Source organism: Pseudoxanthomonas winnipegensis (genome assembly GCF_030322905.1).
GTDB lineage: Bacteria > Pseudomonadota > Gammaproteobacteria > Xanthomonadales > Xanthomonadaceae > Pseudoxanthomonas_A > Pseudoxanthomonas_A winnipegensis.
The window spans coordinates 1000144-1020172 of sequence record NZ_CP095475.1; the positions used below are offsets into that span (position 1 = coordinate 1000144).

Here is a 20029-nt window from a genome sequence, read left to right on the forward strand (position 1 = left end):
CAAGAGGAAGCCGATGGCTCGTGATCGCAGTCATCCGCCGAGCGCGGCCTGCCTTTCCGAATCGATGCGGGACCTTGGGTACTCGCTCGAAACTGCGATTGCCGATCTGATCGACAACAGCATTTCCGCTGGCGCTGACACCATCGACATCATTTGCGATGTGTCCGGTGAGCATCCTGTGATGGTCATCCTCGACAACGGCAGGGGGATGACAGAAGACGAGCTGCTCGATGCGATGCGTCATGGGACCGGCAACCCCAGGCAGCATCGGTCGCCGCAGGATCTTGGGCGCTTCGGCCTTGGCCTGAAGACAGCATCGTTTTCCCAATGCCGCTCGCTGACCGTTGTGAGCACACGCGATGGAACTGTCTGCGGAGCCGAATGGAATCTGGATCGCATCGATGCTGCCGACGACTGGATCCTTTCCATCCTGGACGATGCGGACATCCATGGGTTGCCTTATGTCGAACGGCTCGGCGCCCGGGGCACGGCCGTTATCTGGCGAGAGCTCGACCGATTGATGGAGGACGAGGCCGGGGATCGTCGAGACGAGATCGTCAATGAGAAGCTTGAGGCGGTGGGCAGACATCTGTCACTTGTCTTCCACCGGTTTCTCTCGGGTGAGATCAGGGGACATGCCAGGATTTCTCTCACCGTCAATGGTCGTCCGATTACGGCATTCGATCCCTTCTGCAGGAAGAATCCTGCCACCCAGGTGCTTCCGGAGGAGATCGTCCGCATCGGCGAGGCCGAGGTGCGCCTGCAGCCTTACGTGCTTCCGCACCACAGTCGTCTGTCCGCGTCCGAGTACGACTACTACCAGGATCGCAGTGACTTCATCTCCAATCAGGGGGGCTACGTCTATCGAAACGGCCGCCTGATGGCCTGGGGCGACTGGTTCAGACTCGTGCCGAAGGGTGAGGCCACCAAGTTGGCGCGGGTACAGATCGACTTTCCCAACAGTCTGGACGAAGCCTGGACCATCGACATCAAGAAATCGCGTGCCCGCCCGCCGCATGGGGTGCGGGAGCGGCTGCGTCAGATCATCAACAGGATCACTGCCCGCAGCGTGACGGTGCATAGGGGGCGCGGGCAGAAGCTCTTTCAGGAGAGCCAGGCCCCGTTCTGGGAGCGCTACGCCGATCTCGGCGGCATCCGTTTCGCAATCAACGAGCAGCACCCGCTCATCGCATCCCTGGGCACAAGACTTTCGTCCGAAGATGCGGATCTGCTTCGTGTCCTGCTGGATTCGATTGCGGCCTCCCTGCCGGTGGAGATGATCTATTCCGATTACTCGACCCATCCGCGCGAGATCAACCAGAGGGCGGTGGATGAAAGCCAGACTCTGGAGCGCCTGAAGAGTCTCAGGAAGGTGCTCTACGGCGACGGGCCGGGCGATCCGAATGCCTTTCTGCAGATCGTGCGCTCGACGCACCTTTTCGATGGCCAGATCGAACTGGCGGAAAAATTCATCAGCGAGACCTTTGCATGAGCCTCACAGTCATCACGGAAGAACGAAACATTGCCAACGCGCTCATCTCGGGCCTTGCCAACATGGCCGAGACGCCGACGCGCGAGCAGGTGGAGGAAAAGGCGCGACAGATCGCCGCAATCTTCGGCTATACGGGTGATCTCCGCAATATCGTCACCGAGGCGATGATTTCGGTCGACACGCGCATGGGCGCCGGTGTTTCGCTGGTGGATGTCACTGCGAAGCATGATGATCAGTGGGTCCACAAGCGTGAGGATGTCGCCTGGACCTATGCGGAATCCTATGGAAACTTTCTTCTCAAGGAAGGTTGGCCACCGCAGATGGTCCAGTCGCTGAGCGATGTGACGACCCGCATTCTCGGCCACCTGCAGGACCCGTTGAGCGAGGGCACAACCTGGAACCGTCGCGGACTTGTCATCGGTCATGTGCAGTCGGGCAAGACGGCCAACTACACCGGCCTGATAGCACGCGCCGCCGACGCCGGCTACAAGTTCATCATCGTCGTCGCCGGCATTCACAACAATCTGCGCAAGCAAACGCAGCAGCGCATCGATGAGGCCTTCATCGGCCGGTCCAGCGATCCCGAGGATCGTCGCAACATCGGTGTCGGTCTCGCGCCGGGTTATCCGCATCCGGCCACGCTCACCAACATCAACGAGGACTTCAACAAGAACACGGCGGAAAAGAGCGGCTGGAAGATCAACGACTTCAGTAAGCCGATCATTCTGGTCATCAAGAAGAACGTCACGACGCTCACGGCTCTTCACAAGTGGCTGAAGGAGCTGAACGCCGAGGGCGATGGCCGGATTTCCGACGTGCCGATGCTGCTGATTGACGACGAGGCCGACAACGCGTCGATCAACACGAACAAGGAGGATCTGGATCCGACCCGAACCAATGCGATGATCCGGCGCATTCTCGGGCTGTTCGCGAAATCGTGCTATGTCGGCTACACGGCGACACCGTTCGCCAACATCTTCATCAACCCCGACGCCTATGGCGATGATGTGCGTGAGGAGCTGTTCCCGCGCGACTTCATCTATTGCCTGGACGCGCCAACGACGTACTTCGGTGCCGAGAAGGTGTTCCTCGACGAGGCGACCAGTCAATCGATCGTGAGGCCGATCGACGATTGCGAGGATCTCATCCCGTACGCCCACAAGCGTGACGATCCCGTCCACGAGTTGCCCCCCAGCCTCTATCGCGCACTCGACGAGTTCATCGTCGCCCGCGCCATCCGGAACCTGCGTGGGCAGACCGGCAAGCATTGCTCAATGATGGTCAACGTGTCGCGCTTCGTGCCCGTTCAGAAGGCCGTGCGTGACTTCCTGAGTCTCAGGGAGAAGAAGATCAGGGAAGCGGTTCTCGCCAACTACGCGATGCCGGAGGGGGTTTCCTCAAGAAACGCGTACATGCAGGGCCTGAAGCACGCCTTCGATGCCGAGTATGCCGATGCTGGGTTTACCTGGGCGGAAGTGAAGGCTGCCCTCAGCGGCGTCTTCGAGCACCTCCACCTCTATGTCATCAACAGCAAGAGTGACGAGGTGCTCGACTACGCCCGCTACGCGAAGGAAGGAGTCGGGTTGACTGCGGTCGCGGTCGGTGGTCTGAGCCTCTCCCGAGGCCTGACCATCGAGGGGTTGACCGTCAGCTACATGTACCGCAACACGAAGATGTACGACACCCTCATGCAGATGGGCCGGTGGTTCGGTTACCGGCCGGGCTTCGAGGACCTCTGCCGCGTCCATCTCTCGCGCGATTCGATCAACTGGTACTCCCACATCGCCGATGCCGCCGAAGAGCTTGTACAGCAGGTCAAGCGCATGCGGCGCGATCGCCTCAGCCCGAAGGATTTTGGCCTGTACGTCCGCTCGCATCCGGACAGCCTGCTGATCACGGCGGCGAACAAGATGCGATCCGGCCAGGAGGTCACGGTCGAGCAGAGTTTCAGTGGGCGATTGCGGGAGAGCTACATTGTCTCCACCGACCCTGACGTGAATGCCAGGAACCTTGCGCTGATCGGCGATCACTGGCGAAGTGGATTCGGCGGGCGACCGGAGGAGTCCACCGAAAAGGGCGTCATCTTCAGGGACGTGCCTGTCGAGGTGATCGACGACTTCCTCGCCCGGTTCGAATGCCATTCGACCTTTGCCGGACAGAAGTCGGACGTGGTGAGCTATCTCGAACGGATTGCGACGAAGCGCCCGCTGGCCGATGTTCTGCTGATTTCCCCTTCGGGTGGCTCAGGCGGTGAAAACCCGTTCACCCTGAGGAATCAGGTGCGCGTCGTCGGGAAGGATCAGCCGAACGGCACTTCGTGGCGCCTGAACAAGGACAGGGTTGCCTCGCGTGGCGACGAGAAGCTTGGGCTCAGCGACGCACAACGCAATGAGGCCAGGACGCTTGCTGGCGGCGAAGATGGCTCAGGAGCGGTATCCGACACGCATTACCGCATGGTCCGGAACAAGCCACTCCTCATGATTCACAGCCTGGAGCCCAAGGGCGAGGCCGTGACGGGACCGATCGCCGCCTTCGGCGTCAGTTTTCCCTACGGGGACTATTCGACGACCATCAATGTCGTCGTGAACAAGGTCTGGCTCCAGCAGATGCAGGGTTACGCCGACGATCCTGATGAGGAGGATGACTACGATGCCTGAGTCCTCTCCGTGGGATGACATCGCCGTTCCGGGAGCGGACTTCAATGTCCGCCAGGTTGCGGTGGGAACGGCCGTGCCCTGTTTCTGGGGACGCGATGCCGGAGGCGCCTGCCTGTTCATCGTGGAGCTTCAGGGCGACCACGCAGCCCAGTACCGGAAGAACGCGGTCACGGTGAACGGCATCGATGTCGATCTTCGTGCCGGAGATCAGGGGCAGCAGCACTTGGTCCTCGCCCTTGAAAGGCAGGTCGACCGCGATCTCTTCGAAGGACTGTGCCGCACCCTTGCATCCTCGCTGGAGCACGCCACCGACTCGGCGAGTTCTCTCGCGGTCTCTCTGGCACACATCCGCCGTTGGAAGACCTTCCTGTCAGGCCGGAGTCAGCACCTGTCCATCGAGGAAGTGCGCGGTCTCTTCGCCGAAATCGTCTTCCTGACGGAACTGATCGATCGGCAGATGTCGAGCAGTGCCGCCGTCGAAGCCTGGCTCGGTCCGGAACGATCACATCAGGATTTCATATTCGGCAACACAGCCGTCGAGGTCAAATCGCTCTCGGGGGCAGAGCGGAGCAGCATCCGCATTTCGTCAGAAGACCAGCTTGAATCCCTGAACGATGCGCTGTTCCTGCGCGTGTACCGGCTGAGCAGCTTGGCCGACGCGGCAGGAGCCCGATCGCTCAACGAGATCGTCGCTGCAGTCCAGGCGCGTCTCGGCGAGGCGGATGCCGTCGAGGCCTTTGACAGGAAGCTGGTTGCGCACGGCTATGCCCCGCTCCCTGACTACGATGAGCCTCGCTTTGTCGTCAGCGACGTGCGCAGCTATCGTGTCGGTGACGGTTTTCCGCGTCTCATGCGGTCGCAACTGCCGACAGGGATTGCCAACGTGGCCTACGACATCAGGCTGGAAACGATTGCTCCCTACGAGTGTGACGAAGCAGCCATCTTCGGGGAGGATTGATGGAGCAGACCGACGAAGAGTTCTTCCACGACTTCCGACAGGAACTGTTGGCGGGCGCCGAAGCCAATGGCAGCTTCCAGCTCTCCGAATTCATGGAGGCCATCGCGAACGACCTAGTCGAGACAGGCTTCACGGAAGGTTTCGAACTCTGCCATTTCCGGGCGCAGCGTGGCATGCGCGTGGACGGCTACTGGTTCAATGACGAAGGAGTCCTGGATCTCTTCATCGCGGACTTCGACTCCCGAAACGAGCTGGCATCCCTCACCAGAACGGAAGTGGCCGCGGCATTCAAGCGTGTTGCCAACTTCTTCGAGGCCAGTGCCAACAAGGGCCTGGCCGACGAGCTGGAGGTCACATCGCCCGAGTACGGCCTTGCAAGGCAGATTGCCGATCGCAAGGATGCCATTCGGCAGGTCAACTTGATTCTCTTCTCCGAGCGCACGCTCAGCGACAAATTCCAGGCTCTTCCCGATGCGGAAGTGGCAGGTGTTCCGGCTGCTCACCACATCTGGGACATCTCACGACTTCATCGTCAGCGAAGCTCCCGCAGCCACAAGGAGCCACTCGACCTCGACTTCGAGCAGATGTTCGGCAAGGGCATCGCCTGCCTTCCCGCACACCTGGGGACCGATGCCTATCAATCCTATCTGATGGTCATGCCTGCCGAGGTGCTGGCGACCCTGTACGAGAGATTCGGAGCGCGATTGCTTGAGCAGAACGTCCGTACGTTCCTGCAGGCACGCGGTAATGTGAACCAGGGAATAAGGGCGACGATCCTGAACGAACCTGGGATGTTTTTTGCCTACAACAACGGGATCACGGCAACTGCACAGAGTGTCGAGACAGGGATGACGGATTCCGGTCTCGCGATCACCAGGGTTGTCGATCTCCAGATCGTCAATGGGGGCCAGACCACGGCATCGCTGTTCCATACACGGAAGCGGGACAAGGCCGATCTTTCCCAGATATTCGTCCAGCTGAAGCTGTCCGTCATCGACAGCCAACAGAGCGAAACGGTCGTTCCAAGGATATCGGAGTACGCGAACACCCAGAATCGGGTGAATGCCGCAGACTTCTTCTCGAACCACCCGTTCCATGTGCGGATGGAAGGGTTTTCCCGGCGGATCTGGGCGCCGGCGCAGAAGGGCGCCCCGCGCGAGACGCGGTGGTTCTATGAGCGCGCACGCGGCCAGTATGCCGATGCACAGTCGAAGCTCACACCTGCGGAACAGCGTCGCTTCAAGGCGGAGCATCCCAAGCCACAGATGTTCACGAAGACGGATCTTGCGAAGTTCGAGAATGTCTGGGATGACCACCCCAGGTGGGTGAATCTTGGCTCCCAGAAGAACTTTGCGCGCTACGCCGCCCGAATCGGCAGCGAGTGGGAGAAATCATCCGACGCGTTCAATGAGTTCTATTTCAAGAGGGCTGTCGCGCGCGGGCTGATCTTCCGCGCCACGGAGCGCATCGTTTCTGCACAGCCCTGGTACAACGGCGGGTACCGAGCAAACATCGTGGCCTACACGCTGGCGGTACTCGGTGACATCACAAAACGCAGGAAGGAGTGCATCGACTTTCTGGGCATCTGGAATGCACAGAAGGTCGATCCGGCTCTTGAGAGTGCCATCGCTGTCGTGTCGGGGGTCGTGAATGACGACATCATCAGACCACCACAAGGCATTTCCAATATTTCCGAGTGGTGCAAGAAGGAGGCGTGCTGGACGAGGATACAGGCTCGTAGCGAAGCGATCGCCAATCTCCTCCCGCCCCAGTTCTACGATCGACTTGTTCCGCAGGATGATCAGGCGGCGATCGTGAAGACAGCGAAGCAGACGCAGAGGATCGACAACGGCATCGAGGCGCAACGAAAAGTGCTGGCCGTTCCCGCTGCGGAATGGGCTCGCATCCATCAGTCGCTGCTTGAGAAGGATCTGCTCACACCGAAGGAAGACGGCGTGCTTAGAGTTGCCATGCAGATTCCCTCCAAGCTCCCGACAGAAAAGCAGAGTGTGGTGTTGCTGGATATTCTCGACAAGGGGCAGCTGGAAGGCGTGGTTGTGAGTGATCCCTGACCGAAGGATTGAAGAGCCCCCAATCCTGCGTGACGCTATCGGGTACGCGGATGATCAGTTCATCCACTTAGTGCCTTCGATCGATTTCACTGAGCAGAAAAAATTTCGGCGAGACACTCAGGCGGCGGAAATGATCGACCTCGCCCGGCACTTCGACGCAAAAACCTCGTGGCCACGGCCGCACAGCCACCAGAGAGGCAGCCCATGGCACGAATCAGAAAGATCGAGATCGCCAACTTCCGCGGCATCCAGTTGCTGGCCTGGTGCCCGACGCCTGGCATCAACTGCCTGATCGGCCCGGGCGACAGCGGCAAGTCCACGGTACTGGACGCGATCGATCTATGCCTGGGGGCTAGGCGCAATGTCCAGTTCTCGGATGCTGACTTCTTCGGCCTGGACATCACGACCCCAATCAGCATCACGCTGACGCTCGGCGACCTCGATGACAGCATGAGGACGCTGGAGAGCTTCGGTGCGTTCCTGCGCGGATACCACGCCAACACTGGCGTCGTCGAAGACGAACCCTCTGCCGGCGCGGAGGTTGTGCTCTGCCTGAACCTGACGGTCGCCAGTGACCTGGAGCCCTCGTGGACCCTTGTCTCCGACCGCGCCGCACAGCAAGGCATCGTCAAGACGCTCGCATGGAAGGATCGCGTCGCCCTGGCGCCCACCCGCATCGGCGCACTGGCGGACTTCAACCTGGGATGGCAGCGCGGCTCCGTACTGAACCGCATCTCGGAGGAGCGAGCCGACGCTTCAGCCGCTCTGGTCAAGGCCGCAAGGGATGCGCGCAGTGCCTTCGGAGACCAGGCCGAACAACAGTTGGGAGAAGCGCTGGGGATCGTCACCACCACTGCTCAGGAGCTGGGCGTCAACATCGGCGCCAAGGCCAAGGCGCTGCTGGATTCGCATTCGGTGTCGTTCGGTGGCGGCACCATCTCCCTGCACAACGAAAGCGGCATCCCGCTTCGCAGCCTGGGCGTCGGTTCCACGCGTCTGCTCGTCGCCGGACTACAGCGCAAGGCGGCCGGTCAGGCGTCGATCGTGCTCTCGGATGAACTGGAGTACGGGCTGGAGCCGCACCGCATCGCGCGGTTCCTGGGCTCCCTCGGTGCCAAGGAGGCCGCTGCTCCGCTGCAGGTGTTCCTCACTACCCACTCACCCGTGGCGCTGAGAGAACTGTCGGGCGGCCAACTCTTCGTGCTGCGCCGCGGCCCCCTCGGCCACGAGGCTCGCCTGGTCGGCGCCGACAATGACATCCAGAGCACGATCCGCCTCTACCCCGAGGCCTTCCTGGCTGGCTCCGTGGTCGTGTGCGAGGGAGCCAGCGAGATAGGCCTGCTGCGCGGCCTGGACTTGTACAGGCTTGACCAGGGGAATGCGTCACTGGCTGCATTAGGCGTGGCCCTCGTCGACTGCGGTGGCGGGGAGCCGGATCGACCGTATGCCCGGGCCGCAGCGTTTCAGTCTCTGGGCTACCGGGTGATGGTGCTGCGCGACGACGACAAGAAGCCCACATCTGCGGTCGAGCAGGCTTTTGTCGAGAACGGTGGCACCGTCGTCGCCTACCGCGCGGGCCGGGCGCTGGAGGACGAGCTGTTCGGAAGTCTCACGCCGGCTGCCTGCCAGAGGCTGATCGGCTACGCCAACGAATTGCATGGTGACCTGATCGTCGAACACCTGCGCACTGTCTCGAACAACACGCTCACCTTCCAGCAGATCTGGGATGAGATCCAGAACACCGGCCTCCTGCCGGTCGAACGCAGGGCCATTCTTGGTCAGGCGGCGCGCATCCGAAAGGCGGGCTGGTTCAAGTCCATCTCGTGGATGGAGGACGTGGCGAGGACCATCGTTGCACCGGACCTGCATCTTTGCGATCAGGGCTTCCGTGCTCTGATGGACCAGGTATTCGGGTGGGCCACTGATGGACCACGTTGAAATCGACCTTCGTGCAATCGAACGCGGAACCGTCACCGCACCGGCCGGCTGCGGCAAGACACAGTTGATTGCCCACGCGCTTGCCGGGCATCGGGGCAACAGGCCCATCCTCGTGCTGACACACACGAATGCCGGGGTCGCGGCCCTGCGTGGCCGGCTGGACCGCGCCGGTGTGCCAGCCAGCGCCTATCGATTGAGCACCATCGATGGTTGGGCCATCCGGCTCATCTCGACCTTTCCCGGCCGCAGCGCCCACGATCCGGAGATTCTGCGGCTGGCTGCACCTGCGCGGGACTACCCGGCAATCCGCGACGCCGCCTGGAAGCTCCTGCAAGCCGGGCACGTCAGTGAGGTGCTGAAAGCCTCATATGCGCATCTGATCGTGGATGAGTACCAGGATTGTTCGGTGCCTCAGCACTACATCGTCTATTTCCTCTCGTTGATCTTGCCGACCTGCGTGCTGGGCGACCCCATGCAGGCGATCTTCGGATTCCGGGGCAATGCGCTGGCCGACTGGAACCAGCACGTGTGCGCGCATTTTCCTGTCGTCGGGGACCTGGCAACGCCCTGGCGATGGCGCAACGCCGGCGCGGAAGCGCTGGGACAATGGTTGCTGGAGGCCCGCCGGTTGTTGGCTGCGGGGCAGTCGGTGGATCTGCGTAGTGGGCCACCGGAGCATGTGATCTGGATGCAGGCCGTACCACCCAACGACCATGCCCAGCGCCTAGCCGCTGCGAGGACGGCATCGCCAACCGCTGACGGGCGCGTGCTCATCATCGCCGATAGCCGCAACCGAGCAGCACAGCAGAACTTTGCTAGCCAGACGCCGGGCGCTTCGACGGTCGAGGCCGTCGATCTGCAAGACCTCATCGCCTTCGCCAGCAACTTTGATGCGGGGGCACCGAATGCCCTCGCGCAGTTACTGGCGCTGGCGCAGAGCGTCATGACCAATGTGGGCGTGGCGGAGTTGACGCGGCGCCTGGAGTCGTTGGCAAAGGGAACTGCAAGGAATCCTCCGAACGAGGCAGAAAGCCGCGCACTGGCGTTCGGGCGCGCGCCCTCTCTCGCTGCGGCCGCCGCGCTGTTATCGGAGCTGCGGGCACTGCCGAACGTGCGTGTGCATCGGCCGGCCATCCTCTACGGGGTGCTCAAGGCGCTCCGAGAAGCCTCGTCGGGGGCAGTCCCTCTGACAGAAGCGGCCCGGCGCGTGCGGGAAGAAAACCGGCTGTTGGGGCGCCCGCTACCAAAGCGCGCCGTCGGCAGCACGCTGTTGCTCAAGGGGCTGGAAGCCGAAGTCGCGGTGCTGCTAAATATCGAGGGCATGAGTGCGCAGAACCTCTACGTCGCCATGACCCGGGGGTCGATGAAGCTCGTAGTGTGTAGCGCCAGTCCAGTGATCGGTTAGAGATACTTCTTGAACGTCGCCGCCGCGATGCACACGGCGACGCCGAGCAGCACGGCGCTGGGCAGCAGGATCAGCGTAATAGTCCGACCACCCCCACCCTTGCCTGATCGCCCACAGATGCCAAGCATCTGAACCCAAGCGCCACCCGCTTGGAGGTGTGCGCTTGGTGGAGATGGTGCACACCATGAAGAGTGAGCAAGACGCGTCCAGGCGCCAGCGGCGGCAGCACGAGCGCGGGTTCAAGGAAGAGTTGGTCCGCCAGAGCCTGCAGCCCGGCGCGTCGGTATCGGCCATCGCGCTGGACAACGGCGTCAACGCCAACATGCTGTTCAAGTGGCGCCGGGAGCATCTGCGAGCCGCTTCACCCCGAACGGCTGCGACCGTGCTGCTGCCGGTGGAAGTCGCGCCAGCGGACGCAGCGCTCGCGATGCCCTCGGCGACCATGCCGGTGCTGCCGACCGCGCCGGCCAGGCCCTCGCCGCGCGGCGGCGTGATCGAGTTGGAAGTAGCTGGCGTGCAACTGCGCCTGCGCGGCCCAGTCGACGAGGCCAGTCTGTGCAGCGTGCTGCGCGCGCTGCGCCAGACGCCATGATCGGCCCGCGTGCCGGAACCCGTGTCTGGCTGGCCGCCGGCGTCACCGACATGCGCTGCGGTATCGACTCACTGGCCGCCAAGGTGCACACGGTACTGGCCGAAGACCCCTATGCCGGCCACGTGTTCGCGTTCCGCGGACGGCGGGGCGACCTCATCAAGCTACTGTGGAGCGACGGCGACGGCATGTGCCTGCTGACCAAGCGGCTCGAACGCGGCCGCTTCATCTGGCCGCAGGCCGACAGCGGCAGCGTGATGCTCAGCGTGGCCCAGCTCTCGATGCTGTTGGAGGGCATCGACTGGCGCCGCCCCGAGCGCACCTGGCAGCCACGCGCGGCGGCCTGAGTTCGGTCGAGGCGCGGTGCCATCACGTTGACAGTGCATGCCCCGTTGTACGGTGGTCTGCGCCTGGGCACAGTCATGCTCCATGACCTTGGACGAAGCCCTGCAGCGCAACGCCGAACTCGGCACGCGGGTGCTGCAACTCCAGGATGAACTCAGGGTTGCGCGACTCGCCATCGACAAGCTCAAGGTCGAGGTCACCTACCTGCGGCGCATGAAGTACGGCCGCTCCAGCGAACGCCTGGAGCACCCGCAGCTCGAACTGGTCGGTGGCCAGGTGGTGCCTGCCGAGCCGCCCGAACCGGCTGGCACCGGCAAGGTCGCCTCACTGGATGAACAGCGCCGCAAGCGCTCCTTCCGGCCGCGGCCGAACCTGCGCGAACTGCCGGCACACCTGCCGCGGCGAACCGTCGTGCACTGGCCGGCGGGGCACAACGCCGGCTGCGGCTGCGCCGCCTGCGGACTGGCTCTGCGCGAGATCGGCCAGGACATCAGCGAGGTGCTCGACTACGAGCCCGGCAGCTTCCATGTCGTGCGCCACGTGCGTCCCAAGCTGGCGTGCGGCGGCTGCAAGACGATCGCCCAGGCCAGCGCCCCGAGCCGGCCGATCGACCGCATCCTGGCCGGCGCCAGTTTGCTGGCCCAGGTGCTGGTCAGCAAGTACTGCGACCACACCCCGCTGTACCGCCAGAGCCAGATCTACGCCCGCGCCGGCCTGGACCTGCATCGCTCCACCCTGACCGACTGGGTGGGCCAAGCCGCACACCTGCTGACCCCGCTGGCTCAGGCGATCGGCCGCTACGTGCTGCAGGCCGACAAGGTCCACGGCGACGACACGCCGATCCGAGCCCTGGGTGGCAAGGGCGGCAAGGTGCACACCGGCCGGCTGTGGGTCTATGTCCGCGACGACCGCAACAGCGGCCAGCAAGCCAACCCGGCCGTGTGGTTCCAGTACTCCGTGGATCGCAAGGGTGAGCACCCGGCCGCTCACCTGAAGCACTTCAGCGGCGTGCTGCAGGCCGACGCCTTCGCCGGCTACAACGCGCTGTACCGTGCAGATCGTCAGCCCGGTCGCATCATCGAGGCCGGATGCTGGAGCCACGCACGCCGCAAGCTCTGGGACATCCACGTGCGGCAACGCCAGGTGGCCGGCACGCTGGCGCACCATGGGCTGCAGCGCATCTCCGAGTTGTTCAAGATCGAGGCTCGGATCCAGGGGAGGCTGCCCGACGAGCGACGGCGGGTGAGGAAGGCGAGTACGGCGCCACTGCTCAAGGAGCTGCACGGCTGGATGACCCACACGCTGACCCAAGTGTCGGCCAAGTCGCCGATGGCGCTGGCCCTGGGTTACGCGCTGAGCAACTGGACGGCGCTGACGCAGTTCGTCGACGACGGTCGCATCGAGGCGCACAACAATGCGGCCGAGCGGGCGCTGCGCTGTGTGGCGCTGGGCAGGAAGAACTACCTCCACCTGGGATCCGATGTCGGCGGCCACAGCGCGGCGGTGATCTACACGCTGATCGGCTCAGCCAAGCTCAACGGCGTCGATCCGCAGTGCTACCTGACCCACGTGCTGGAGCGCATCGGCGGGCACCCGATCAACCGCATCGACGAATTGCTGCCGTGGGCCGTGGCGCCGCAGCTCCAGACGGCCTGGCAGCAACCCCTCATGGCCCAGGCGGCCTGACGCCGGAGCGCAGCGACACCCCGGCGGCACCAGCCGCTACAGTGGCGGCATGGGCACGAATTCCAATGCCAGCGAGCTGCATGCGTGGCAGCTGTACGTCGAACTCGAGGACGTTCGCCCGAAGGTCTGGCGCCGCTTGTTGGTGCGTCTGGACATAGACCTGTCCCGTCTGCACGTGGCGCTGCTGTGGGGTACCGGATGGGATGGCGGACACGTCCACGAGTTCATCTTCGGTGCGGACCATTACGGCGCGACCGAGCCGGGACGGGAGTTCCCCGACGACCTGCAGCCCGAAGAAGACGTGCTCCTGAGCCAGGCGCTCGGCCGCCGCAAGAGCTTCAAGTACCTCTACGACTTCGGCGACAGCTGGTGGCACAGCGGCAAAGTCGAGCAGATCGTCAAGCTGGACACGCCGCTGAAGTTCGCCCGGTGCATTGCCGGCGAGAACGCCTGCCCACCACAGGATGTCGGCGGCGCCGGGGGGTATGAGGAATTCCTCGAAGCGCTGGCCGACCCCGATCACCCGGAGCACGCCGATCTCAAGAAGTGGATCGGCGCCTCCTTCGATCCAAGCGCCTTCGACATCGACGAGGTCAACGCTCGGCTAAACGCCAGCGAGTGAACAGTCAACGACGGTGCGCGTCGGACTATTACGGATCAGCAGCGGGTTCACGCTGACCGGCAGTGCCAGGTAAGTCACCCACGGCAGCACGGCCAGCGGGATCAAGCTGGCCCTGGCGCGGTGATAGATGAACCCCGACTCGCGTCCCGCGCCGAAGCGGCGGATGTCCCGGCGCACCAGGCCGTCCACCAGCCCGACGAAGGTGGCACGCTGCGACGACATCGGTTTGTGTGCCGCTATTCCACAGGGGAGAATACTGATCCTTGGCCTGAGCTTGGCACCAACTCAATATACAGGGCATGTCGGCCAACAATGACAGCGAGCGTTGGTCGCTTATCCCGACGCTTGGCCGACAGACGGTTCCATTCCGATCTATCGAGGCCAGACGGGTTGGGGTTGTCTTCCGGATGGGTGTGCCATTCGCCCAAATATCGGATAGTTCCGTGGCTCGCCGTCCATTGAGCCAGTGCAATGGCTTCGTGGCCGAATGGCATTCTCTCGAACAGGTAGCGAAACCGTTTGTCCCATGCCGTAGGAACCGTTGCCTGCTCAATGAGCATGTGAGTTCCATGGACCGAACCGAGCAGCAGCCCGCCAGCTTCGCAGTCAGAATCACTGGCCTGAACATGCTGGCGGAAGGTCTCCAGCGTGGACTTCGAAAAATGCAGCAGCGTTCTGTTGTCGTCGGCCGCCCAAGAACTCACGAACTGCATAAGGGGCATTCCCGATCCCGCAGCGGATCGCAATCGGGCGTAGCAAGCTGCTGGGCGCGGTCGATCAACCTGGTTCGTAACGCGGGGGTATAGACGCCGTTGACCCAATCAAGGGTCATCTCAGCGCCCAGGCTGGCAGCGTGCACCGACACCGAAGCGGGGAATGGCACGTACAAGCCCTCGCATCCATGCCCCGCCAGAATGGCAGGAAGAGGATCAATGGTAGAACGGAGCTCGCCTCTCCTGTTGCTGTGCCAAAGACATCGATAGCACGCACCAGACGCGTTCGTCCTCAGAAGCGTGCGGACAGCCGTTCCCGGCCCCTCGATCCAGACCGAAAGCATGGGCGTCGGAGGCGGATAGTGGCCGCACAGCCAATGCCCGAGGGATTCTTCCCCGGTGGCATCTATGAGCAGGTCCAGCTCTCCCAGTTGGGCCTGCCTGACATCCACGGGCAGCGCACGAATCTCGGCGCCTGGCGTCAAGCGCTTGAGTTCCTTCGCCATAGCCTCGGCTTTGTTAGACAACAGGTCGGGAAATCCCAGGCGATGACGCCCGATGTTTTGCGGGAGAAGGCAGTCGAAATCCACCAACGTGAGTTTTCCGCCACATGTCCCCGCCCCAGCCTTGACGAGCATATCCGACAGATAGCCGCCAATCGTGCCGCACCCAACGACGGCGATGTTCTTCCCTGCAAGCGTCTTTGAATTCGGCATGTTCCGCTGGGCAAGATACCGATCGTCAATTCTGACCACCGAGATGGGCATCACCTTCAACCCATAGCTCGAATCCCTGCGATCTACGAGCTTGCTCTTTTGGACAGGACTTTGGCGGTCGTAGAGAACCGCAAAGCCATAGGTCATCAGCGGAGACTCGATGACGATCAGAACTCCGTTGGCCTTCTTCCTCTCCCCCTCCTTGATACGCTCGTGAATCTTGCGCCGGCACCGGGGGTCAAGAGAGCTTTGCCACGCCAGGATATCCCCGACTGTTTCAGGAGGCCAATTCCTACTCAGAGGACGGGGTTGAGCACCAGTCTTGACCCGGTAAGTCAGCACCGTTCTATCGGTGACTTGGTAGCCGAGCGACTTCAGCTTCTCAGTAGTTCGATCTTCGTTGTCGGTAATGAACCACAAAGGGCACCCATTGGCCTGCGCGACGATGCAGTTCTGCCGCCCTAGATCCTCGCCTTGCATGTCCACGAAACAATGCCAGCCCTGCCAATAGGCGAAGAACTCTTCCGCGAGGTCTTCGATCATCTCCCCCTGCATGATCTGCCCGAACACGACGGCCGCGCGTTGCAGGCACGCCAGCGACTGTCCGACAGGATCGTAGATGTCCAGAACGACGGCGCCCTTGGCGAGATAGCAAAGCCCGCCATCTGCCCCAAGATGAGGAACCGCTGCGGGCAGCTCAGGAGGGACTTCCAGCAGCCGGATGCGAGGCAAGTCGAAGAACGTGGGGTCGAGCTGGACTTCGCACGAACAACCCTTGTCTGCTTGGGGCGGGGTCAACCGCCCGTGCAGCCTGAACCAGCCGTCATCCGTCTTGCCAACAAACTCGAAGCCTCGCTGCTTGAAGGCCTCGATCACGTCTGCGACCGCTGCGGCGCTGCTCATCCCGCTTTCGTTCGTCCGATAAGTTCGCCAGGACCAGCAGTGGCGGGAGCCGCGGCAATGGTGGCGGCAACGGACACCACCTTGACCCGATCTGGCTCGTCCGGAAAACGCGGGCCGAACTCGCCTCGCATCCAGATGCAGGCCTGTGAAGGACTGCCGGCGCCGGTTGCTCCGCGAAGCACTTTCTCAAACTCTTCGAATGCTTTGGCCGCATCTTCGACACCCGCTTGGCCAAGTCGCTCCGTGAGCGATTCGGACTCTTCCACGGGGTTGTTCACTCCCCCACGCAACCGGGCTGGCAGTGCCGCGACGACCTCCAGCAGAGCGAGGTCGTCGCGCCTATCGCGTTTCTCAAAGAGTGGGGCCGCGGCGGCCATCAACAGGATCGAGGCAGGTCCTCCGCTGGACCACCTCCAATCGCGGAAGGCTTTCAGGTAACGAACCACACGCCGGAACTGCTCCCCCTTGGCTTCCACTTCGCCAAGGAACCATTCCTTCACGGGCCTGGGGTCGGAGGGCATCCAGTTGCATTCCCGATGGGCGAGGAGCACCTTCTCGCGAGGCAATGCCGTCCAAGCGTCCCGCTCCGCTTTGATCACAGCGTCCATCAGAGAGTCAAACCCATAGCGCCTCATCGAGGCCTCTGCCAAATTGACAAATTCTTGATCGGGGATCGCGTACAGCGGGATGTCAATGTGGGCGTACGCAGCAATGACGATGCGGATGCACGTCGGCTTGTCGGTGACAAGCTTCCACCGCTTCTCCTCGACCAGCGGCTTCAATGCTTCTTCCGCAGCTGCAAAGAACACCGTCGCGGCAGTGCTGGGACGCCTCGTCTGCGAGACGAAGCTCATTGGCAGATAGCAGCCATCATCGACATCCGCCTGCTGAGGGCGTTGTGCCGGGGAGTTCAGCGTCTTGTATGCCCACGACCCTTGCGTGAAGAAGCGCGGCTGCGGCACGTCTTCCGTGTATCCGCTTGTCCTAAGCACGCGGGGGATGCCTGTGCGCAAGCAGTCCCTGACGTCAGTGCGTGCGCTGGCGATCCAGGCGCGCTGTTCAGGCGTCAGATCCAACTCGTCGTGCATGCACGATTCGTCATCAAGGGTGGTGAAGAAGAGCGGGCTCAAGTTCAGCATGCGGCCTCCGGAACATTCTTGTTGGGGCCGTGATAGAAGATGGGAGCGCCGGCCTGGTGCGCTCGAAACGGTTGGAAATGAGGATCGCCGAGCGCACGCTGCGCCGCGTGGTTGCCGCGATCCTTGAGCGTGTTCGTGGCGCCAATGGAAACCCGATCCAGCGCCTTCACGTCCTTGCTTTGATCCGGTGTCGCCTTGTCGTCGATCTGGAAGTAGTTGTTGCCCAGCGCCTGCCGCAGCATGTAGTCCACCGACGACTCCTGGGCGGAGATCACGAGGTCGAAGAGTCCCCCACGCCACTTGCCGAATCCGCGGTCGAGGCTGGCGCCGCCGCGAACGGTCGCACCGATGGTCATCGTGCCGATGGCGAGGACCCGAACCAGCGCATCCTGTTTCGGCGCCAGGAACGTCTTGACTTCGTGCAACCCGAAGAGGCCCGGGGCATTGCCCACCAGCCCCCCGTCCGCGAAGACACCGCGGTCGTTGCGCGCCAGAGGAAAGTAGACGGGCGCGGCGGCTGTCGCCAACGCCACATCAACGACCTTCATGCGGTGATCCAGCTCAAAGGACGGATGGTGCGGTGTCTTGAAGAACTGCCCGCGTCCCGTCGAGTAGTTGACTGCCGGCACAAGAACACGATGCTTCAGGTCGCCTATCGTGGTCCCTTGGAAGCGCTCGGTCAGTACCTCTTTCAATCCCGCTGAGTCATGCTTTGCAGTCAGCCAGAATCCCAGAAGCCGCCGCGGCAGGCTGCGGCAGCCAAAGATGCGGCTGCCCTGTTCTTCAAACAGTGCCTTGAGTTCGTAGGCCGGAATTTCCGCAGCCAGCCCCAAAGCCAGCATCCCTCCTGCCGATGTGCCGCAAATCAGATCAAAGTGCGAAGCGATCGGACGGCCCAGCACGGTTTCGAGTTCGGCGAGAACCGTGGCGGTGTACAGGCCGCGATAACCGCCCCCTGACAGGGCGAGCACATGGTAGGTAGGGATGCCCGTCATGGCACTTCAGCCCTTCGGCGGGAAGGAGTCGTTGCCGTGGCTGTCCTTTTCACGGATACGGCCATCCGGACGATGGATGACGAGTTCGGACTGCTGGTTGCGTGCGATACCCCTCGCTGCGTCAATGGCCTGTTGCTGCGTGTCGTGCACGGAGGTCGCCCGCTGATTGCCGGCTCCCTTCACGGCCCAACCGTCCTGATGAGGAACAACATGCTGATTCTTGCCTGCCATGATGACTCTCCTACAGTGGAACTATCGAAGTCCCAGCCGCTCGGCTAGGTTGTCAACGGCCGCCCGCTGTAGCACAATTCGTTGCTCACGCAGACAACAGGAGGGCCGAGCCAATCCAACCTGAAGCAGGCGTAAAACCTACATCTGTTGTCTGGCTGGACAACAATGTATCAGAGCGCGTGCGCCGGTGCAACTGGGCGTGCGGTGTGCGCCTTTGAACATCAACCGGATGTGGAGGGGCAACAGAGGGCTTGGCCCTTCTTCCCGCAACCGCAAGGATCAGAACTCATGCCGCAAACAGGCCTAGGCGTCGCCCTCAAGACGCTACGCGAACGCAGAACCCTTTCACTGCGTGAGATCGGCCAGCTATCGTCAGTTGATCATGCTTATGTCCACCGTCTCGAAACAGGCGAGAAGACAAACCCATCCCAAGACTTGGTTGAGAAGCTATTGAAGGTTCTCAAGCCGGGGGAAAGAGATTCCGCACTCGTGATGTGGCTGGTTGACCACGCAGATGCTGATCCAAGCCTTGTTGAATTCGTGCTACAAGATCCCTCGATCAGCATCGATGTTTTTTCGGCCGCGGCTGGAGTCAGGCATCGGGGAAATGCAAGGCCTGATCCCGCGACGCTCATCGCCCGAATCAAGAAGGCCTTCGACGACGACGACGAGGACGACTGAACATGGACGAGGCGGATGTCAGGCAGAGAGCGCGCGCGTTTGTCGCGAGAGTCGATGTTTCGAACATCCGAGAAGACCTGTCCCCGTATGTGACCGCGGCTAACGCCAAGGTCAAGAAGGATGAACTTGGCGATGGGGAGTCCGGCTATACCGTTACCAAGCCGAACGGGAAGCACATCATCACGGTGAATTCGCTGGAAACAGAAGAGCGCCAGCGCTTCACTGTCTGCCACGAAATAGCTCATATCGTGCTCGGCTTGGAATCAAGTCACGACGAGGTGCCGTCATGGTCCTATGCAAAGCGACATCCGAACGAGATCGCCTGCGACACGTTTGCCGCTGAACTGCTGATGCCCTATCAGCAATGGCTCTCCGCTGTTCCCAAGGAAGAGCCCTCCCTGGATCTCATCCAACACATGGCCGACTTGTTCGGCACATCATTCCCAGCAGCGGCGTCAAGGTTTGCCAGTCTTAGTGACATGCCGTGCGCATTCGTCACCATGGAGCGCGGTGCGGTGCGGTATGCCGCACGCTCAACGGCCTTGCGGCAAGCTGGGGCCTGGATACCTCCCAGGTCGGTCATTCCAGCAGGCTCCGTGGCTCACCGAATCCGCTCTTCAGGGAATAGCTCCACTGATACGGGGGAAGTTTCACAGGACGTCTGGTTCGACAACTGGGAAAAGGGCCTTGACCTCTGGGAACTTTCAAGACATTACCAGCGCACCGATACCACCATCTCCTTGCTATGGTTCGACAGCGACGATTTGCCGGAAGTTGAGGTGAACCGCTTCGGCGCACGTGTCGAAGACGATGGAGGCTTGGCTGAACTGACGGGAGAACTGCCATGGCCGGGGCGAAGCAGGCGCCGCTGAAAAGCGATCACGGCC

Annotated in this window: 17 protein-coding genes and 2 pseudogenes; 12 read left to right on the top strand and 7 right to left on the bottom strand. The window is 62.2% G+C overall.

Annotation, left to right across the window (positions count from 1 at the left end; genetic code table 11):
• Positions 1 to 13 precede the first annotated feature (13 nt).
• From MWN52_RS04275 to MWN52_RS04300, 6 genes are all read left to right on the top strand, one after another.
• Positions 14 to 1492 (top strand): ATP-binding protein, encoded by a 1479-nt coding sequence (locus tag MWN52_RS04275; RefSeq protein ID WP_286576761.1) that lies wholly within the window; start codon positions 14 to 16, stop codon positions 1490 to 1492.
• Positions 1489 to 4149, top strand: a complete 2661-nt coding sequence (locus tag MWN52_RS04280) for a Z1 domain-containing protein (RefSeq protein ID WP_286576763.1) — start codon at positions 1489 to 1491, stop codon at positions 4147 to 4149. The genes MWN52_RS04275 and MWN52_RS04280 overlap by 4 nt, the downstream gene beginning before the upstream one ends.
• Complete coding sequence (locus MWN52_RS04285; protein ID WP_009401100.1) at positions 4142 to 5107, top strand: PD-(D/E)XK motif protein; 966 nt, start codon at positions 4142 to 4144, stop codon at positions 5105 to 5107. The genes MWN52_RS04280 and MWN52_RS04285 overlap by 8 nt, the downstream gene beginning before the upstream one ends.
• Positions 5107 to 7179: an AIPR family protein gene (locus tag MWN52_RS04290; protein ID WP_121351187.1), complete on the top strand. Its 2073-nt coding sequence runs from the start codon at positions 5107 to 5109 to the stop codon at positions 7177 to 7179. Before MWN52_RS04285 ends, MWN52_RS04290 begins: the two co-directional genes overlap by 1 nt.
• Before the next feature lie 204 nt (positions 7180 to 7383).
• On the top strand, positions 7384 to 9117 hold the full coding sequence (locus MWN52_RS04295; RefSeq protein ID WP_121351189.1) for an ATP-dependent nuclease: 1734 nt from the start codon (positions 7384 to 7386) through the stop codon (positions 9115 to 9117).
• On the top strand, positions 9104 to 10522 hold the full coding sequence (locus MWN52_RS04300) for a UvrD-helicase domain-containing protein (RefSeq protein WP_121351190.1): 1419 nt from the start codon (positions 9104 to 9106) through the stop codon (positions 10520 to 10522). Before MWN52_RS04295 ends, MWN52_RS04300 begins: the two co-directional genes overlap by 14 nt.
• Here the strand turns inward: MWN52_RS04300 and MWN52_RS04305 are convergent.
• A pseudogene (locus MWN52_RS04305) lies at positions 10519 to 10596 on the bottom strand (TIGR03747 family integrating conjugative element membrane protein); the annotation flags it as partial. The gene MWN52_RS04300 and the pseudogene MWN52_RS04305 overlap by 4 nt on opposite strands.
• Before the next feature lie 110 nt (positions 10597 to 10706).
• Here MWN52_RS04305 and tnpA point away from each other — a divergent pair.
• From tnpA to MWN52_RS04325, 4 genes are all read left to right on the top strand, one after another.
• A complete protein-coding gene (gene tnpA, locus MWN52_RS04310) occupies positions 10707 to 11114 on the top strand; it encodes an IS66-like element accessory protein TnpA (RefSeq protein WP_286576766.1) in 408 nt (135 codons plus the stop codon).
• Positions 11111 to 11458 (top strand): IS66 family insertion sequence element accessory protein TnpB, encoded by a 348-nt coding sequence (gene tnpB / locus MWN52_RS04315; RefSeq protein ID WP_250195936.1) that lies wholly within the window; start codon positions 11111 to 11113, stop codon positions 11456 to 11458. The genes tnpA and tnpB overlap by 4 nt, the downstream gene beginning before the upstream one ends.
• Positions 11459 to 11669: 211 nt before the next feature.
• Positions 11670 to 13142: an IS66 family transposase gene (gene tnpC, locus MWN52_RS04320; protein ID WP_425608106.1), complete on the top strand. Its 1473-nt coding sequence runs from the start codon at positions 11670 to 11672 to the stop codon at positions 13140 to 13142.
• 49 nt (positions 13143 to 13191) lie between these two features.
• Entirely contained in the window at positions 13192 to 13764 is a 573-nt protein-coding gene (locus MWN52_RS04325; RefSeq protein ID WP_286576768.1) for a plasmid pRiA4b ORF-3 family protein, read from the top strand.
• A 33-nt stretch (positions 13765 to 13797) separates the two neighbouring features.
• On the opposite strand, the pseudogene MWN52_RS04330 reads toward MWN52_RS04325, so the two are convergent.
• From MWN52_RS04330 to MWN52_RS04355, 6 genes and pseudogenes are all read right to left on the bottom strand, one after another.
• Positions 13798 to 13971, bottom strand: a pseudogene (locus MWN52_RS04330) (IncC plasmid conjugative DNA transfer DtrJ family protein); the annotation flags it as partial.
• Between the two features lie 29 nt (positions 13972 to 14000).
• Complete coding sequence (locus MWN52_RS04335) at positions 14001 to 14477, bottom strand: Mov34/MPN/PAD-1 family protein (protein ID WP_121351191.1); 477 nt, start codon at positions 14475 to 14477, stop codon at positions 14001 to 14003.
• Entirely contained in the window at positions 14465 to 16096 is a 1632-nt protein-coding gene (locus tag MWN52_RS04340; RefSeq protein WP_121351192.1) for a ThiF family adenylyltransferase, read from the bottom strand. Before MWN52_RS04340 ends, MWN52_RS04335 begins: the two co-directional genes overlap by 13 nt.
• Entirely contained in the window at positions 16093 to 17235 is a 1143-nt protein-coding gene (locus MWN52_RS04345) for a CBASS cGAMP synthase (protein ID WP_286576769.1), read from the bottom strand. The genes MWN52_RS04340 and MWN52_RS04345 overlap by 4 nt, the downstream gene beginning before the upstream one ends.
• The gene (locus tag MWN52_RS04350; RefSeq protein ID WP_286576770.1) at positions 17229 to 18230 is read right to left on the bottom strand and encodes a CBASS cGAMP-activated phospholipase; all 1002 of its coding nucleotides are present in this window, start codon (positions 18228 to 18230) and stop codon (positions 17229 to 17231) included. Before MWN52_RS04350 ends, MWN52_RS04345 begins: the two co-directional genes overlap by 7 nt.
• A 6-nt stretch (positions 18231 to 18236) precedes the next feature.
• Complete coding sequence (locus MWN52_RS04355) at positions 18237 to 18461, bottom strand: DUF2188 domain-containing protein (RefSeq protein WP_047350993.1); 225 nt, start codon at positions 18459 to 18461, stop codon at positions 18237 to 18239.
• A gap of 288 nt (positions 18462 to 18749) precedes the next feature.
• Here MWN52_RS04355 and MWN52_RS04360 point away from each other — a divergent pair, with 288 nt between their 5' ends.
• On the top strand, positions 18750 to 19142 hold the full coding sequence (locus MWN52_RS04360) for a helix-turn-helix domain-containing protein (RefSeq protein ID WP_047350994.1): 393 nt from the start codon (positions 18750 to 18752) through the stop codon (positions 19140 to 19142).
• Positions 19143 to 19144: 2 nt separating this feature from the next.
• The gene (locus tag MWN52_RS04365) at positions 19145 to 20014 is read left to right on the top strand and encodes an ImmA/IrrE family metallo-endopeptidase (protein ID WP_017462927.1); all 870 of its coding nucleotides are present in this window, start codon (positions 19145 to 19147) and stop codon (positions 20012 to 20014) included.
• Positions 20015 to 20029 lie beyond the last annotated feature (15 nt).

Bases quoted from the DNA above. Each gene is read 5' to 3' on its own strand.
- MWN52_RS04300 (WP_121351190.1), top strand. From the start codon at position 9,104: ATGGACCACGTTGAAATCGACCTTCGTGCAATCGAACGCGGAACCGTC.
- tnpA (WP_286576766.1), top strand. From the start codon at position 10,707: ATGAAGAGTGAGCAAGACGCGTCCAGGCGCCAGCGGCGGCAGCACGAG.
- tnpB (WP_250195936.1), top strand. From the start codon at position 11,111: ATGATCGGCCCGCGTGCCGGAACCCGTGTCTGGCTGGCCGCCGGCGTC.
- tnpC (WP_425608106.1), top strand. From the start codon at position 11,670: ATGAAGTACGGCCGCTCCAGCGAACGCCTGGAGCACCCGCAGCTCGAA.
- MWN52_RS04350 (WP_286576770.1), bottom strand. From the start codon at position 18,230: ATGACGGGCATCCCTACCTACCATGTGCTCGCCCTGTCAGGGGGCGGT.
- MWN52_RS04275 (WP_286576761.1), top strand. From the start codon at position 14: ATGGCTCGTGATCGCAGTCATCCGCCGAGCGCGGCCTGCCTTTCCGAA.
- MWN52_RS04340 (WP_121351192.1), bottom strand. From the start codon at position 16,096: ATGAGCAGCGCCGCAGCGGTCGCAGACGTGATCGAGGCCTTCAAGCAG.
- MWN52_RS04325 (WP_286576768.1), top strand. From the start codon at position 13,192: ATGGGCACGAATTCCAATGCCAGCGAGCTGCATGCGTGGCAGCTGTAC.
- MWN52_RS04355 (WP_047350993.1), bottom strand. From the start codon at position 18,461: ATGGCAGGCAAGAATCAGCATGTTGTTCCTCATCAGGACGGTTGGGCC.
- MWN52_RS04365 (WP_017462927.1), top strand. From the start codon at position 19,145: ATGGACGAGGCGGATGTCAGGCAGAGAGCGCGCGCGTTTGTCGCGAGA.
- MWN52_RS04345 (WP_286576769.1), bottom strand. From the start codon at position 17,235: ATGCTGAACTTGAGCCCGCTCTTCTTCACCACCCTTGATGACGAATCG.
- MWN52_RS04280 (WP_286576763.1), top strand. From the start codon at position 1,489: ATGAGCCTCACAGTCATCACGGAAGAACGAAACATTGCCAACGCGCTC.
- MWN52_RS04295 (WP_121351189.1), top strand. From the start codon at position 7,384: ATGGCACGAATCAGAAAGATCGAGATCGCCAACTTCCGCGGCATCCAG.
- MWN52_RS04285 (WP_009401100.1), top strand. From the start codon at position 4,142: ATGCCTGAGTCCTCTCCGTGGGATGACATCGCCGTTCCGGGAGCGGAC.
- MWN52_RS04290 (WP_121351187.1), top strand. From the start codon at position 5,107: ATGGAGCAGACCGACGAAGAGTTCTTCCACGACTTCCGACAGGAACTG.
- MWN52_RS04335 (WP_121351191.1), bottom strand. From the start codon at position 14,477: ATGCAGTTCGTGAGTTCTTGGGCGGCCGACGACAACAGAACGCTGCTG.
- MWN52_RS04360 (WP_047350994.1), top strand. From the start codon at position 18,750: ATGCCGCAAACAGGCCTAGGCGTCGCCCTCAAGACGCTACGCGAACGC.